Origin of the sequence: Bradyrhizobium sp. AUGA SZCCT0169, assembly GCF_018130085.1 — a bacterium.
Lineage (GTDB): Bacteria > Pseudomonadota > Alphaproteobacteria > Rhizobiales > Xanthobacteraceae > Bradyrhizobium.
Window position 1 is genome coordinate 156,380 of the sequence record NZ_JAFCMC010000004.1, and the last position, 14,397, is coordinate 170,776.

The following is a 14,397-nucleotide window of genomic DNA, read 5'->3' on the forward strand; positions in this document are numbered from 1 at the left end:
GCGTGCCCGAACCCGCCGGCTTTGCGCCGCCGGCTAGGCCGATTGCGCTCGGCGCTGCCGCGCTCGACGACTATGTCGGAAAGTATGATTTCGGACAGTCGTCCAGCGCGCGCGACAAAATGAATTCGAGCAGCAGCGCACCCGGCATTGGCGCTGAGATCGAATTGACTGGCGGCGGGGTGCGGATTCGCCGCGCGCTCGACAATTCGCCGTCGGCAAACGCGGGGCTGAAGTCAGGTGATGTCATTACAGAGATTGACGGTGCCCCCGTAACCGGCCTGACGGTGAACCAGGTCATCGCCAGACTGCGCGGTCCGGTGAATGTCCAAGTCAAGCTCAAGCTCACTCGTGCTCAGAGCGGACCGTCGGAAGTCGCCCTCACGCGAGCGCCGATCTATGTCCCCAATGTCGAGCTAGAGATCCGGATGGACGGTGGAGGCCTTGTCGCTGAGGCGACCGGCCCCTGGCCCATTCTAGATTTCACGAAAGGTAAGGCCGTGGCCTTGAAGCCGGTATCGGGTAGCGAATTCTTCGTTGATGGGCCTGATCACACTCGGATTGCCTTCGCTAAAGACTCTACCGGAAAAACGGCAACCGCAACGCTCAATCCTGGTCCTTGGGAGCAAAAAGGCACACTTGTGGGTAAGCGCTAGTCATAGCGTTTGTGCCAGTAGGATGTATTCGCCAAGTCCGCTCCGGGTCACTTTCAGAACTCGGCACTCGCAATGGAGATGTCCGGTCTAACATCGTGAACGGAAATTGTCTGATCAGCCGCGCTGGTTGGATAGGAGAGCCAGTCTACCCGCCGAATTTCTTGTGCAGCATGACGCCGAGAATATTGGAGTAATCGTCGGTCCACAGCGCGCTCGACCGGTCCGGCTGCAACGGCGTCCAGCTTTCGGCAATGCTGCCGGTGGCGGCCGCATCGCGCGCCAGGACGACGAGGCGTGCATTGGCTTTCATCGTGGTCAGCAGATCGCCGGCGCTGGTATCTTCCCGCAGATAGGCGACAAGCCCAAGGGAGTGCGCGACGTTACCCACAACGGGCGCGAGATCGAAGTACCGGTTCGAGATATGCACCACGATCACACCATGCGGCGTGAGCTTTGAAAGATAACCCGCAACCGCTTCGCGCGTCAGCAGATGCACCGGAATCGCATCCGACGAGAATGCATCGAGCACGATCAGATCATAGCGGTCGGTTGATGCCTCCAGCGTCAGGCGCGCGTCGCCGGCGACAATCGGCGCATCGGGGGCGCATTTCGACAGGAACTCGAAGCGACGCGGATCGCGCGCGATCCGGATCACTTCGGGATCGATCTCGAAGAAGGTCCAGCGCTCCCTGCCCTTGCGATGACAGGCCAGCGTGCCGGTACCGAGGCCCACGACGGCCACATGGTCGAGGCTGCCCCGCGCGGCACGGGCAGCGTCAATGGCTTGTGCGTACGGACCGCCCGGATAGTAATAGGTCTGCGGCAAGAGCGGGCCGGTGACCGGCGTGCCATCATCGTTGCGCAACCGCTGCGCGCCGTGAATGGTGGTGCCGTGGTAGAGCAAGCGGGCACTGCCGCCGTTGATCTCCGCGACCTTGTGGACGCCGAAGAAACTGCGCGCGGTTTCGATCGGCGCAATGCCGGGCCGCCACAGGGCGGTTACCGCAAAACTCAGGACTACGAGCCCGACGAAGCGCATCGGCCATTGCCGCTGAAACAGCATCGCCGCTGCCAGCAGCGCCAGCAGGACCTGGAAGGCCAGTTCAAATGTTGCCGGCGGCTGATAGCGCGTGACGTACCAGACCAGCGCCAGCGCTCCGCTGATCGCAAGCCATGGCAACGCTCCGGTCAGCACCTTGCGGACGCCGCCGGTAAAAATGCCAGGCGTGCACAACAGCGCGAGCGCGATCAGGATCGGATATTCGTAATTGCCATTGAAGATCTGCGGCGCGACGAGCCCCGCAAAGACGCCACCGATCACCCCGCCAAGGGACGTGCAGAGATAGAACTCCGTCAACCGCCGCGGGCTCGGCCGCCGCGCGTAAAGTTCGCCGTGGCACAACAGCGTCAGCAGCGCGAAGACGACGAGGTTGAGGGCGATGGTCGTCAGCCAGAACACCTTCTCACCGCCGATCAGGCTGACCGCGAGCGGCGCCACCGCGAACGGAACGAAGCGCACCACATTGGCGTGGGCGATCCATGACCGCTCGCGGAACACGGCGACGAAAGTCAGCAGGTAGATCGCAAGCGGCACCACCCACAGGAATGGTGCGGCGGCGATATCGGTCGTCAGATAGGCAGTGACCGCGATGACGAGCCCCGATGGCACGGCGGCGAGAGCGATCCACCGCATCCGTTCGCCGGTACTGGCGCCGATATCGTCGGAAACCTCGACCTTTGCGGCGACAGGCTTCGCACGCGACGTCAATACCGCGACCAGGCTCAGGAGCATGGCGAGCAGCGCAAATCCGATCGACCACGCCGCCGCCTGCGTCTTCAACGTGAGAAACGGTTCGATGACAACGGGATAGGCGAACAGTGCCGCGAACGAACCGAGGTTGGACGCGGCGTAGAGAACGTAGGGATTGCCGGCCCGGCTGTGCCCGCTGCCTGCGAACCAGCTTTGCAGCAGCGGCGCGCTGGCCGACAGCGTGAAGAATGGCAGGCCGATCGAGACCGCGAACAGGCCGAACAGCCAGAGCGCCGTCCCATCCGGTGGCGGAACACCCCATCCAGGGGCGATCGCGATCGGCAGCATCGTCGCGGTTGCGCCGAGCAGCGCAAGGTGGAACATTGCAGCCCAACGCGGCGCAAGCACGTGGTTCAGCAGATGCGCGTAGGCATAGCCGCTGAGCAGCACGGTCTGGAAAAACACCATAGCCACCGACCACACCGCGGGAGCGCCGCCGAGTTTCGGCAACACCATCTTGGCGAACATCGGCTGGATCGAGAACAACAGCAGCGCCGAGACGAACAGCGTCGCGACATACAGCAGCGGCGTCAGCCGGACCACCATCGCCTGCCGATCGCAGTCGGGCGCAATCCGATCGGAAGCATTGAAAAGCGACATAGTCCCCCTGGCACACCGGCAATTTGTGGTTGCACGGTAGCCAATCAGTCCTGAGCAAAGTCTTAACCCGGCAGCCGGGAATCGCTAACCTGCGCCATGGTAAAGGCCGCCTTGACGGACGCCGCGGCGGAACCCTCGCTCCCAACTAAAATATCGAAAACAACCCCATGCAAAGTAGCCGGTGATCGTCGGCGTGGGGGCTCCGAGAACGCGCGCAAGCACGGCCTCTTCACAAAGGTCGCAACTGCCGAGCGCAAGCGGATTGAGGCCCTTTGGCCGCTGCACGCAAGATGCTGCAAGAGCTGAAATGATTTCGTGCCGCCGGACCCTGAGTGTCTGACTCAAAATGCGATCAATAAAACAACGCCATGTACGGAACATCGTCGTGCCCGGCCTTGCCGCCTCCGCTAAAGCTTCGGCGAGCCGACCATTCGTGGCCTCGTCGGAGCCCTGGCGGAGACGGGTGCCGGGCATCCACGTCTTGCCTTCCATCAAGCAAGAAAGACGTGGGTGGCCGGGCATAGGCGAGCGGAAGCGACGCCGTCCTACAGACGGCTATGCCTGGCCATGACGAAATAAAGAATCTCTTTCACGCAGGTAGGAAGGGTCCGAAAATGCGGGCTGCTCTTTCGATCAGGTTCTAAGTTCTGCGTCAGCCCTTTTTCGTGTGACCCCAGATCTGGTCCCAGTCCTCGCCCGCGGCGTCGACGACACGGCCGTCGGCCTCGAAGAACTTGTTCGGGACCTGGAAGATCGCGAGCATCAGCCCGCCCTCTGGGCACCAGGCGACATGACGGCTGCCCTGCTCGCGCCAGATGTATTCGCCGGCCTTGCATTCGATGCCCTTTGCCGGCCCCTCCTTGTCGACCAGGCTGCCTTCGAGCACGTAGGTCTGCTCGATGTTGACATGCTCGTGGTCGGGCAGCACCGCGCCGGGTTGAAACCGCATCAGCGCGGTCATGAGGCCGGTCTTGCGATCGAACAGCAGCGTCTTGGCTTCGCAACCGGGAAAACGGGTCTTCTGCCACTCCATGTCGGCCGGCCGAACGAGATGCGAATGCGTGTCTGCGGTCTCTGGGCCTTTCGGCGCAACGGCGTCCATGGCGATCCTCCGTCTTGTTGATTTGAGATGATCCTAGAGCCTTTTCCGTTCCGATGAAATCGGAACGGGGCTCTAGATTCTCGATTTGACGCGTTTTCTTGACGCGAACCGGTTGCCCACTTCGCTGGAAAACGCTCTGCCAGCTTTGCCCGCAACCGCCAGCCGGGTGCGGCACGCAGGAAACCCGCATCCTGCCTTGCTGGTGTCCGCCCCCAATTGTAGGATCAACAGACCTGCCACTCCTGCGACGTATGGTGAACGATGGCGGCGCTGCAACATTCGCGTTTCTGCAAGGGCTGCTGGGAGCAGATGCACATGCCCGTGCCGCTCCGCGGGATCATCTCGGTGCCGTTCCGGGCATTTGGCGTTCGCCCGAGCCGAATGAACCCCAACACCTGCACGATCTGCGAGCTGATGTTCACGAAGGTGATGCGAGCGCGCAAGATCACCATCGACGCGACCGTGATGTTTGCCGATCTGCGCGGCTATACCAGCCTGTCCCAGTCGAAATCACCGGAGGCCGTCTCGGGCCTGCTCGACGCGTTCTACGATGAATGTGCGGGCGCGATCTGGGCGCATGAGGGCCTCCTCAACAAGACGATCGGCGACGCCGTCATGGCCGTGTTCAATTTTCCGTTGCGGCGCGACGACCATGTCCGCAATGCCCTGCTTGCGGCGCGCGATATTCAGAACAACTGGCGCGAACGGCGCGACGGTCTTGCGGCCGCGCTCGGCCTGAACGCCGGCGACCTTGGGATTGGTATCGGCATTCACGCCGGCGAACTCAGTTTTGGCGAGTTCGGCCGGTCGCATCGCGACCTCACCGCCATCGGCACCGTCGTCAACACCGCCTCCCGCGCGCAGTCGGTCGCCGAAGCCGACCAGATTCTCGTGACGCAGGAGGTCTATCAGCGCGCCCGGCCGGATTTGCAGGACAGTCATTCGAAGACCTTCCAGCTCAAGGGATTCGATGCCCCGATCGAGCTTTACGCGGCATAGCCCTGCCTCTCTTCCAGAGCTCCTTGCTCACCAGAGGTTCTTGCCGTCGATAACCGTCACCGGCACGGCGTCGAGATCGACGTCGTCGAACAGCCGGGCATTGACGCCAACCTTGGGATTTTCAAAGTCCGGCTTGCCGGTCGACCAATCAGGCGATTCCCCATAGGTCCCGCAGCCGCAATTGGCGCAGAAATGATGTTTGATGGTTCGGCTGCCCCACTGGTAAGTGGCGACGTTTTCCGGCGGCGAAGTCAGGCGAAATTGCGCCGGCGTGTAATAGGCCCATAGTGCGCCGCGCTTCGAACATAGCGAACAGGTGCAGCGGGTCACGTCGGCCGGCATCTCGTCCACCTCGAATTGCGTCTGGCCGCAATGGCAGCTTCCCTTGATCGGCATCATCTGTTCCTTTCGAATATTCCGACACGGCGGCAGCGTTCATAACCGGTACCTGCTGCCAGCATGCTGTCAGCAACCGGCAACCCCACCCCCTTCACGCGAATGTCATTGGCCGCGCCGGGACCTCGCCGCAACCTTCGGACGAACCAATGCTGCGTATTTTCAATCGTTTGGCAACGCGCGACGGCGTTGGCGCGGCTTGGTTATCCGCAGGCCTTCAAGCCGCGGTCATGTGGCTGTCAAGGAGGCCGCCTAAAGCTCCGGCATGAGCTACGAACCCGCCACCATCGCAACGCTTCGGCGCGCGCTCGACGAGGTCATCAAGGACAACCGCTTCCGTCAGCGGAAGTCGCACTCGGCCCTCGAGGTTGCCGAACATCTTTTGGCCCTGGCGGCTGTCGGCGAGCGCGATCTGGAAAGATTGAAGGCGTCCGCCTTTCAGAAACTGATTTCAACCGCCGAGCGGCTTCCGAACAAGGCCGCTTGAGTCGGACGACGCCGGGGTCCGGTGATTGCATTGCAAGCGACGGTCGGCCTCACCGGCCAGGCGATCGAGGGGGAAGAAAATGAAACGCCGCGTTGCGATCGTTCTCTCACTTTGCACGCTGGCGATCGTCGCCTACTTCACCGCCAGCAAATGGCTCATTCGCCACGAGACGCTGCTGTCGCACGACATCCTGCGCGACAGCCGGCGGGTTGCCGTCGACGTCGCCGTGCGGCGCGACCGGGCCATGCAGGCAGCCGCCGAAATGATCGAACTGCCGGTCGTGATCATCAGCCACGGCAACACCGTCAAGCACACGGAGTACTCGTTCCTCGCCAACACCTTTGCCGCCCGGGGCTATCTGGTCGGCAGCATCCAGCACGACATCGAAACCGACGAGCCGATGGTGACCAGGATCGGCGAGGAGTATGTCGGCCGCCGGCCGCAATATAATCGCGGCATTTTCAACATCATGTTCGCGATCGAGGAAATGAAGAAGGCGTATCCGAATGCGGATTACCGACGCCTGACCCTGGTCGGTCATTCCAATGGCGGCGATATCTCGATGTACTTCGCCAGCCGGCGTCCCGAACTGGTCAAGAAAGTGGTGACGTTGGACAATCTGCGGGTGCCGTTCATTACCGACGGCAACATCAAGATCCTGTCATTCCGATCCACCGATCCGCATTTCAAACCCGACCCGGGCGTCATCCCGGATGACGAGATGTGCCGGAAGGCCGGTATCACCGTGGTGAACACGGCGTTTCAGCACAACGAACTGAGCGATCGCGGTTCCGACCGCGTCAAGTCAACGATTCAGGCGCTGGTCCACAAATTCCTCGATGACGACGGCTCGTTGAAACCGGGACTGATCAAGCCCGAGGATTCCCCGAACGATCCGTTTGCGATGGTGACGGCGTCCGTGCCGCGCTGAAACCGCTTCCGTCCGGATCCGCTGCCGGTGTGATCCAAAAATTGCTAGGCTTGCTGTTCCCGCCGCCACGAATCGCGGAGACAGCAGAGCTTGGGTTTCCTCTTCGTCCTCACCGTCGGGCTTCTCGCCGGCACCATCAGCGGCATCGTGGGCACCGGTTCCTCGATCATGCTGATGCCGGTTCTGGTCTATCAATACGGGCCAAAGGAGGCCGTGCCGATCATGGCGGTCGCCGCCGTGATGGCGAACCTGTCGCGTATCCTGGCCTGGTGGCGTGAGGTCGACTGGCGCGCCTGCCTCGCCTACTCGGTCACCGGAATTCCGGCTGCGGCACTCGGCGCACGGACGCTGCTGGCCTTGCCGTCGCACGCCGTCGATATCGCGATCGGGCTGTTTCTGATCGCGATGGTGCCGGTGCGGCATTGGCTTGACCGCCACCAGCTTAAAGCGCGCCTCTGGCATCTCGCCGTCGGTGGCGCTGTTATCGGCTATCTCACCGGCATTGTGGTGTCGACCGGGCCGCTCAGCGTACCGCTGTTTCTGTTTTACGGGCTGAACAAGGGCGCGTTCCTCGCCACCGAGGCCGCAAGCTCGCTCGGGCTTTACTTGAGCAAATCAGTCACCTTCGAACGCTTCGGCGCACTGACGCCGGATGTTGCGCTGAAGGGCCTGATCGCGGGCTCCTCCCTGATGTTCGGGGCCTTCATCGCCAAGCGCTTCGTGCTGCACCTTCAACCCCAGATGTTTCGCCTGCTGATGGACGGCATCATGCTGGTGGCCGGGCTTTCCCTGCTTTGGTCGGCTCTATCAGCCTGAAATCCGTTCCTTCCGACGTGAACCAACCTCGCGGTCCAGGAGACGAAGTGACGTGCATCACATCCAATTCCGGGTGAGGCCTTAGACGTTGCGTGGCTTGAACAGTGATTTTCAGCCACAGGAGATTTTGAAATGAACAGGGGCATTATCGGCGCCGTCGCGGCCGTCATTGTCATCGGCCTCATTGCAGCCGGAAGCTGGTACACCGTCGATCAGACCGAGCGCGGCGTGCTGCTGCGCTATGGCGCTGTTATCGGTACCGCACAGCCGGGCCTCGGCTTCAAGATCCCGCTGATCGACAGCGTCGAGAAGGTGAGCGTCAAGACCACGACCTTCTCCTGGGACAAGATGAATTCCTATTCCTACGACCAGCAGCCCGCCGATCTCAAGATCAGTGTCACGTTGCGGGCATCGCCGGAAAAAGTAACGGATCTCTACGCCAAATTCGGCCGGCTGCAGGCAGCGGTCAATCAGGTGGTCAGCCCTGCCGTCAACCAGCAGGTCAAGATCGTGTTCGGCCGCTATACCGCGGTGAAAGCCATTCAGGAGCGCGGCGCCCTCAACAACGCGATCCGGGACGCCATTACCGCTTCGCTCAAGGATGATCCGATGATCATCGTCGAGAGCGTGCAGCTCGAGAACATCGAGTTCAGCTCGACCTATCTGCATTCGATCGAACAGCGCATGCTGGCCGAGGTCGAGGTGCAGAAGCTGCAGCAGAACGCCGAGCGCGAGAAGGTTCAGGCTCAGATCACAGTCACGCAAGCCAACGCCAAGGCCAACGCCGTCCGCGCCGAAGCGCAGGCCTCCGCCGACGCGCTGCGGCTGAACGGCGAAGCCCGCGCCACCAACATCAAGCTGACCGGCGAAGCCGAAGCCGCCGCGATCGAAGCCCGCGCCAAGGCGCTCGGCACCAACCCGAACCTCGTGACCCTGGTGCAGGCCGAGCGCTGGAACGGCGTGCTGCCGACCACCATGGTACCCGGCTCCGCGGTGCCGTTCGTCTCGGTCAAATAATCTTCGAAAACATCCGGAAGCGGTGATGCCTGGGATCGCGATCTCAGCGATCATCGTCTCAGGAAGGTCCCATGCGAAATGTCATCACCATGGCGGGCGTCGCGCTCGCTGCCGCCCTCGCCGCGCCGGCCTCGCACGCCGCAGAAAGTAATTTTGACGGGCTCTGGGCCAAGACGGCGAAGGACTGCCGCAACAAGGAAGGCCCGGACAGCAAGACGCTCATCGACATGAGCAAGCCGATCGGCGGCAAGCCCGCGCCGATGGTCGACCAATATGAAAATCACTGCCGGATCGACCGCAAGACCGTGGTCGGAGACGGCATCAATCTCTCGGTCACCTGTTTTGAATTCTGGGATTATTTCAACAAGGGCGTCGAGCCACGGAAAGCGACCGTCAAGCTCGCGCCCGGCCCGAACGGCACCATCAAGATCGACGGCAAGCCGTATCTGCGCTGCAAGGCCCCTAGCAGCCGTTGAGCCCGGGCATCGCGAACCGCATTTGAAAAATGCGCTCCGATGACATCATGCTGACGCCAACAATGCCCGGTATAATGGCATAGTGCATGATCCGATCAATTCGGCCTTGAGGGCGATGTCTTGAGCGCAATAGCTGATGTGGCTGCTATCACCGATCCCGGCAACCGGGTGGCGGGGAAAACCGACGTTCAGCAAGACACCCTGAAATTCGCGGAGGCCGCGCTTACCGACAGCAAGCGCGAGGGCTTGCTGCTCGCCGTTCGGGCTCGCTGGGTCGCGCTGGCGGTGACGGCCGCCACCCTGCCGATCATCAATCCGGAATGGGAAGTTCTCTATTACGTCCTGATGCTCGGCCTGTTTGCCCTGATCGGATGGGCGCAGCTCAAGGTCGGCAAGGCCGAGCGGTCGTGGCAGGAGCTTATTCTGATATTTTGCGACCTGCTGCTGATGACCTTCCTGACCGTCGTACCCAATCCCTGGAGCACGGTCGATTGGCCACTTGCGATGCAGTACCGGTTCGACAGCTTCATTTACTTCTTTGTTTTCCTGGCGACCGCGACGCTGGCCTATTCATGGCGCACCGTTGTGGCGATGGGGTTCTGGACTTCCGCGCTGTGGGCGATCGGCGTCGGCTGGGTCTACCTGCAGCCGCAAACCCACGCCGCGCTGTCGGAACGGGTGCGGGCCGCCGTCGGCGCCGACGTCAGGCTGTTCGATATCATCGATCCCTCGTCGATCGGTTTTGGCGCCCGGTTCCAGCAGATCACCGTGTTCCTGATCGTCGCCATGACGCTGGCGCTGGCGGCGCGGCGTTCGAATGCCCTCTTGATCAGCCACGCCGGCATCGAACGCGAACGCACCAACCTGGCGCGCTATTTCTCTCCCAATGTCGTCGAACAGCTGTCCAAGAACGACGATCCGCTCAAACAGGTGCGAACGCAGAATGTCGCGGTGCTGTTCGCCGACATCGTTGATTTCACCGCCTATGCGGACGGCCGCAGCCCGATGGAGGTGATCGGAACGCTGCGCCAGTTCCACGAGCGGATGGAACGGGACGTTTTCCGGCACGCCGGCACGCTGGACAAATATCTCGGCGACGGACTGATGGCGACGTTCGGCACGCCCTTCACCAGCGAGTCCGACGCCGGCAACGCGCTGCGCTGCGCGCAGGCCATGATCGGATCGATCGCCGAACTCAACCGCGAACGAAAAACCCGCAACGAACCTCCGATTCGGGTGAGCATCGGATTGCATTACGGTCAGGTCGTGCTGGGCGATATCGGATTGAACCGGCTCGAATTTGCCGTCATCGGCACGGCAGTGAACGCCGCCAGCCGCCTTGAAGCGCTGACCCGCGATTACGGCTGCGCCCTGGTGGCCAGCGACGAACTGGTGCAGCGCGCGCGGGCAGAGACCGGCAGCTCGGATGCCGACTTCTTGCACCTTGTCAGAAAGCCACCCCGGACCATTCGCGGTCTCGAGCAACCAGTCGGGATCTGGACGCGGGGGTACGAAGTCGAAGCTGAGGGCACGGTTCGAGGTTGACCTTGCACGGCGTCAGGGCGCATAGGCCACGGCAGAATTGAACCCGCGTATGGCTGACCCAATGCCCCGATCCAAACAATATCCAAATGACTCCTTCTACGTCGAACCGCGCAGCGGCGAGCGTTATCCGCTGGATGTGCCGCGCTGGTGCGGCGACGGGCAAAAGCCGCTGCTGATCAGCCCGCAGCCCGGCATCACCAGAGACGAGATCGATCGCGGCACGCGATCGCTGTGGCGCTATCGGGCCTCGCTGCCGGTCGAGATTGCAAAACCGATTTCGCTCGGCGAAGGCTGCACCCCGCTGGTGCAAAAGGAATGGGACGGCTTCCGGCCGTTCTTCAAGCTGGAATGGTTCAACCCGACCTGCAGCTTCAAGGATCGCGGCACCACGGTGATGCTGTCCTATGTGCGGCAGCTCGGCATCGATGCGGTGCTGGAAGACTCATCTGGTAATGGCGGCGCGTCGGTTGCGGCCTATGGCGCGGCCGGCGGCATGCGGGTGAAGATACTGGCGCCGGCCTATACGTCACCGGCCAAGGTCGCGCAGGTGCGCGCCTATGGCGCCGAGGTGCAGCTTGTCGAAGGGCCGCGCGAAGAGTCGCAAGCCGAGGCGATCCGCCAGTCCAGCGAGATTTTCTACTCGTGCCACAACTGGCAGCCGTTCTTCCTGCAGGGGACCAAGTCGGTCGCCTATGAGATCTGGGAGGACTTCAACTTCACGGCGCCCGACAACATCATCATCCCGGTCGGCGCGGGCAGCAACCTGCTCGGCTGCCACATCGGCTTCTCCGAAATGCTTGCCGCCGGCCAGATCAGCAAACTGCCAAAACTGTTTGCCGCGCAACCGCTCAATTGCTCGCCGCTGGACGCCAGCTTCCAGGCCGGCGTCGACACGCCGATCGATCGCGCCGTCCACAAGACGATCGCGGAAGGCACCGCGATCGCACATCCGCTGCGGCTCAAGGAAATGATCCACGCCTTGAAAGACAGCGGCGGGGAATCGGTGGCCGTTTCCGAGGACGAGATCGTCACCGCGTTGAGGCGGCTGGCGCGGCTTGGCCTGTTCGTCGAGCCGACATCGGCCAGTGTCGCGGCGGCGTTCGCAAAGCTTGCGGCGCGAGGCGTCATCAAGGAGCGCGAAAATACGGTGCTGTTGATTTCAGGCACCGGCATCAAGACGGCGTCCACGATTGCCGAGCTGTTTTAATTCCGACTTGGGCCCACCCAGCCTTTGACTTGGCTCTGGAACCGCTATAGAACAAAATAAGAACGAGCGCCTCACCGGGACTTCATGGCCAAATCCACCCTCTCCTTTGTCTGCCAGAACTGCGGCGCGGCGTTTAATCGCTGGCAGGGCAAGTGCGAGGCCTGCGGCGAGTGGAACACGCTGTCCGAGGAAGACACGACGGGCGCGACCTCGATGCCGGTCTCGATCCGCTCCAAGCGCAGGGGGAGAACTTTTGCGCTGGAATCGCTGACCGGCAAGAGCCAGGACGCGCCCCGACTCTCCTCCGGCATGGTCGAACTCGATCGCGTCACTGGCGGCGGCTTCGTCCGCGGCTCGGTGTTGCTGGTTGGCGGCGATCCCGGCATCGGCAAATCGACGCTGCTGACGCAGGCCACCAGCATGATGGCGCGTGCGGGGCATCGCGCGGTCTACATTTCAGGCGAAGAAGCCGTCGCTCAGGTGCGGCTGCGTGCCGAACGGCTCGGCCTTGCCGACGCGCCGGTGCAGCTCGCGGCCGAGACTTCCGTCGAAGACATCGTCTCGACGCTGTCCGAGGGCGCGGTGCCACGCCTGATCGTGATCGATTCGATCCAGACCATGTGGACCGATACGGTCGAATCAGCCCCCGGGACGGTCACGCAGGTCCGCGCCTCGGCGCAGGCGCTGATCAGGTTTGCCAAGAAATCCGGGGCCACGATCATCCTGGTCGGGCACGTGACCAAGGACGGCCAGATCGCCGGCCCCCGCGTGGTCGAGCACATGGTCGATGCGGTGCTGTCGTTCGAGGGCGAAGGCTCGCAGCAATTCCGCATCTTGCGCGCGGCGAAGAACCGCTTCGGCCCGACCGATGAAATCGGCGTGTTCGAGATGACCGGCCTCGGCCTGCGCGAGGTTTCCAATCCCTCCGAATTGTTCCTGTCGGAGCGCGACCTCGGCAGTCCCGGCACCGCTGTGTTCGCCGGCATCGAGGGCACCCGCCCGGTGCTGGTGGAATTGCAGGCGCTGGTGGCGCCGACCACCCTCGGCACGCCCCGGCGCGCTGTGGTCGGCTGGGACCCGAGCCGGCTCTCGATGGTGCTGGCTGTGCTGGAGGCCCATTGCGGGGTCAAACTGTCCGGCTTCGACGTCTATCTGAACGTGGCCGGCGGCCTGCGGATCCAGGAGCCCGCGGCCGACGTCGCGGCCGCCGCCGCCCTCGTCTCGTCGCTGGTCAACGCGCCGCTGCCGACGGATGCGGTCTATTTCGGCGAGATTTCGCTGTCTGGCGCCGTCCGGCCGGTGGCGCAAACCTCGGCGCGGCTGAAGGAGGCGGCAAAACTCGGCTTTGGCCGCGCAATACTGCCCGAATCGGCGCGTGGCGAGGCCGGCGGCGACGCGGGTCTGGTGCTGAACAGCGTTGGCGGATTGACCAGCCTAGTCGCTGAAATTGCCGCGCGAGGCACGCCCAGAGCCAATCGAGAGGGTAACCGGGAGGCCAATCGCGAGGGCCCAGCGGAGAAAAATGCCACACCGGCGCGATTCCGTCGCGAGAACGGCTAAAGCGGCGTGACGTCACCCGCCCTCGCCGCTATACAACGCGCGCGAAAGGCGCGTGGGATGGCGTGATATCCGGCCTTGCGGGACACGCCATATGACCGTCACCTAGAACTTTCACCGACACGCCGATTCGCAGAACTTTAGGAATTTACGAGCGGACCTGACCAGCCGATGCCGATAACGATACTCGATCTCGTCCTGCTTGGTGTGATGCTGATTTCGGGGCTGCTCGCCATGGTGCGCGGCTTCATGCGCGAGATTCTGTCGATCGCGGCCTGGGGCGCGGCGGCCCTGGTCACGCTGTATGCTTTCTCGAAACTGCTGCCGACCGCCAAAACTTATTTCAATAACGACACGGTGGCGGCCGTCGTGGTGGTGGCCGGCACCTTCATCGCGACGCTGGTCGTGGTGTCGATCATTACAGTGCGAATTTCGGACATGATCCTGGATTCCCGAATCGGCGCGCTGGATCGCACGCTCGGGTTCCTGTTCGGTCTCGCCCGCGGCCTGCTGATCGTGGTCGTCGCCTTCCTGTTCTTCAGCTGGCTGGTTCCGGACAAGCAGCGGCCCGACTGGATCACCGGGGCGAAGTCCCGGATGGTGCTGCAGGGAACCGGAGATTGGTTAATGGCGCTCTTGCCGGACGACCCTGAGAACACCATCTTAAAGAGATTCAAGAAGAATAAACCCGACGACGATTCAACTGACGCCGAGCCGGCAGCCCCGGCGTCCGGTGATGGCTACAGCAAACCTGCCCGCGACGGCCTTAAAAAGCTGATCGAGAAACCTGCGAGCAAGTAA

Annotated in this window: 14 protein-coding genes; 11 read left to right on the forward strand and 3 right to left on the reverse strand. The window is 62.6% G+C overall.

All coding sequences use genetic code 11. From position 1 onward, the window contains the following. Nucleotides 1–119 precede the first annotated feature (119 nt). Nucleotides 120–653, forward strand: a complete 534-nt coding sequence (locus tag JQ609_RS34925) for a S41 family peptidase (RefSeq protein WP_249127731.1) — start codon at nt 120–122, stop codon at nt 651–653. A 145-nt stretch (nt 654–798) separates the two neighbouring features. Here JQ609_RS34925 and JQ609_RS06355 read toward each other — a convergent pair whose 3' ends face one another. Next, nucleotides 799–3,063: a fused MFS/spermidine synthase gene (locus tag JQ609_RS06355; RefSeq protein ID WP_212272491.1), complete on the reverse strand. Its 2,265-nt coding sequence runs from the start codon at nt 3,061–3,063 to the stop codon at nt 799–801. Nucleotides 3,064–3,715: 652 nt separating this feature from the next. Next, a complete protein-coding gene (locus JQ609_RS06360) occupies nt 3,716–4,165 on the reverse strand; it encodes a cupin domain-containing protein (RefSeq protein WP_212272493.1) in 450 nt (149 codons plus the stop codon). Nucleotides 4,166–4,435: 270 nt separating this feature from the next. On the opposite strand from JQ609_RS06360, the gene JQ609_RS06365 reads away from it, so the two are divergent. Beyond that, on the forward strand, nt 4,436–5,164 hold the full coding sequence (locus JQ609_RS06365) for an adenylate/guanylate cyclase domain-containing protein (protein ID WP_212272765.1): 729 nt from the start codon (nt 4,436–4,438) through the stop codon (nt 5,162–5,164). Between the two features lie 27 nt (nt 5,165–5,191). On the opposite strand, the gene JQ609_RS06370 is transcribed toward JQ609_RS06365, so the two are convergent. Continuing rightward, nucleotides 5,192–5,560, reverse strand: a complete 369-nt coding sequence (locus JQ609_RS06370) for a GFA family protein (protein ID WP_192740678.1) — start codon at nt 5,558–5,560, stop codon at nt 5,192–5,194. 265 nt (nt 5,561–5,825) lie between these two features. Here JQ609_RS06370 and JQ609_RS06375 point away from each other — a divergent pair, with 265 nt between their 5' ends. From JQ609_RS06375 to JQ609_RS06415, 9 genes are all read left to right on the forward strand, one after another. Then, a complete protein-coding gene (locus JQ609_RS06375; protein ID WP_212207971.1) occupies nt 5,826–6,047 on the forward strand; it encodes a hypothetical protein in 222 nt (73 codons plus the stop codon). A gap of 79 nt (nt 6,048–6,126) precedes the next feature. Beyond that, entirely contained in the window at nt 6,127–6,978 is an 852-nt protein-coding gene (locus tag JQ609_RS06380) for an alpha/beta fold hydrolase (protein WP_212272495.1), read from the forward strand. Nucleotides 6,979–7,068: 90 nt separating this feature from the next. After that, nucleotides 7,069–7,794: a sulfite exporter TauE/SafE family protein gene (locus JQ609_RS06385; protein WP_212207969.1), complete on the forward strand. Its 726-nt coding sequence runs from the start codon at nt 7,069–7,071 to the stop codon at nt 7,792–7,794. 132 nt (nt 7,795–7,926) lie between these two features. Continuing rightward, nucleotides 7,927–8,811, forward strand: coding sequence for a prohibitin family protein (locus JQ609_RS06390; RefSeq protein WP_212207968.1), 885 nt, complete (start codon nt 7,927–7,929; stop codon nt 8,809–8,811). A 71-nt stretch (nt 8,812–8,882) separates the two neighbouring features. After that, nucleotides 8,883–9,287, forward strand: a complete 405-nt coding sequence (locus JQ609_RS06395) for a hypothetical protein (protein ID WP_212272497.1) — start codon at nt 8,883–8,885, stop codon at nt 9,285–9,287. 120 nt (nt 9,288–9,407) lie between these two features. Further along, nucleotides 9,408–10,832: an adenylate/guanylate cyclase domain-containing protein gene (locus JQ609_RS06400; protein WP_212272499.1), complete on the forward strand. Its 1,425-nt coding sequence runs from the start codon at nt 9,408–9,410 to the stop codon at nt 10,830–10,832. 61 nt (nt 10,833–10,893) lie between these two features. Continuing rightward, complete coding sequence (locus JQ609_RS06405) at nt 10,894–12,039, forward strand: threonine synthase (protein WP_212272501.1); 1,146 nt, start codon at nt 10,894–10,896, stop codon at nt 12,037–12,039. Between the two features lie 84 nt (nt 12,040–12,123). Further along, nucleotides 12,124–13,599 carry a DNA repair protein RadA gene (gene radA / locus JQ609_RS06410; protein WP_212272503.1) on the forward strand — a complete coding sequence of 492 codons (1,476 nt, stop codon included), beginning with the start codon at nt 12,124–12,126 and terminating at the stop codon, nt 13,597–13,599. Between the two features lie 168 nt (nt 13,600–13,767). Then, the gene (locus JQ609_RS06415) at nt 13,768–14,397 is read left to right on the forward strand and encodes a CvpA family protein (protein WP_192740670.1); all 630 of its coding nucleotides are present in this window, start codon (nt 13,768–13,770) and stop codon (nt 14,395–14,397) included.

Bases quoted from the DNA above. Each gene is read 5' to 3' on its own strand.
- JQ609_RS06355 (WP_212272491.1), bottom strand. From the start codon at position 3,063: ATGTCGCTTTTCAATGCTTCCGATCGGATTGCGCCCGACTGCGATCGG.
- JQ609_RS06390 (WP_212207968.1), top strand. From the start codon at position 7,927: ATGAACAGGGGCATTATCGGCGCCGTCGCGGCCGTCATTGTCATCGGC.
- JQ609_RS06375 (WP_212207971.1), top strand. From the start codon at position 5,826: ATGAGCTACGAACCCGCCACCATCGCAACGCTTCGGCGCGCGCTCGAC.
- JQ609_RS06370 (WP_192740678.1), bottom strand. From the start codon at position 5,560: ATGCCGATCAAGGGAAGCTGCCATTGCGGCCAGACGCAATTCGAGGTG.
- JQ609_RS34925 (WP_249127731.1), top strand. From the start codon at position 120: ATGAATTCGAGCAGCAGCGCACCCGGCATTGGCGCTGAGATCGAATTG.
- JQ609_RS06415 (WP_192740670.1), top strand. From the start codon at position 13,768: ATGCCGATAACGATACTCGATCTCGTCCTGCTTGGTGTGATGCTGATT.
- JQ609_RS06405 (WP_212272501.1), top strand. From the start codon at position 10,894: ATGCCCCGATCCAAACAATATCCAAATGACTCCTTCTACGTCGAACCG.
- JQ609_RS06380 (WP_212272495.1), top strand. From the start codon at position 6,127: ATGAAACGCCGCGTTGCGATCGTTCTCTCACTTTGCACGCTGGCGATC.
- JQ609_RS06360 (WP_212272493.1), bottom strand. From the start codon at position 4,165: ATGGACGCCGTTGCGCCGAAAGGCCCAGAGACCGCAGACACGCATTCG.
- radA (WP_212272503.1), top strand. From the start codon at position 12,124: ATGGCCAAATCCACCCTCTCCTTTGTCTGCCAGAACTGCGGCGCGGCG.
- JQ609_RS06395 (WP_212272497.1), top strand. From the start codon at position 8,883: ATGCGAAATGTCATCACCATGGCGGGCGTCGCGCTCGCTGCCGCCCTC.